Source organism: Arsenicitalea aurantiaca, assembly GCF_003994485.1.
In the GTDB taxonomy this organism is placed as follows: Bacteria; Pseudomonadota; Alphaproteobacteria; order Rhizobiales; family Devosiaceae; genus Arsenicitalea; species Arsenicitalea aurantiaca.
Genome location: NZ_RZNJ01000016.1, coordinates 1 through 635, shown reverse-complemented (window position 1 = coordinate 635; position 635 = coordinate 1). Strand labels below are relative to the sequence as shown.

The window sequence follows — 635 nt, the reverse complement described above, 5'->3', positions numbered from 1 at the left end:
TTGGGCAGGCCCGCCTTCACCGTCAGCTCGGCAAACAGCAGCGCGCTCAGCGAGGTGAACTCGGCGGGCTTGAGCACCACGCAATTGCCCGCCGCAAGCGCCGGGGCCACTTTCCAGGCCAGCATCAGCAGCGGGAAGTTCCACGGGATGATCTGCCCGCACACCCCATGGGGCTCGTGATCGGGAAAGCGCGTCTCGAGCTGGCTCGCCCAGCCGGCGTGATGGTAGAAGTGCCGCGCCACCAGCGGAATGTCGATGTCCCGGCTCTCGCGGATCGGCTTGCCATTGTCGAGGCTCTCGAGCACGCCCAGCAGCCGGGCATGCTTCTGCACGAGCCGGGCGAGCGCATAGAGATGGCGCCCGCGCGCCACCCCCGAAAGCCCCGCCCAGCCCGGCTGCGCCCGGCGCGCCGCGGCGACCGCCGCATCGATGTCGGCGGGGCTGCCCGCGCTCAGTTCGGCCAGCACCGCTCCGCTGGCGGGGTTCTGCGTCGTAAAAAGCGTGCCGGGCGCGGTGAAGGCCCCGTCGATGAAATGGCCGAAGCGCCGGCCATGGGCCTCCAGCCAGTCCTGCGCCGGCCCGTCGCTCTCGGGGGAGGGGCCATATTCGAGCGTCTCGAAAACCTGCATGATCGT

At 70.1% G+C, this 635-nt stretch carries 1 protein-coding gene; it reads right to left on the bottom strand.

What is annotated here, in order from left to right:
• A partial coding sequence (locus EMQ25_RS17895; protein WP_244606646.1) for an aldehyde dehydrogenase family protein occupies positions 1–635 on the bottom strand: 635 nt, incomplete at both ends.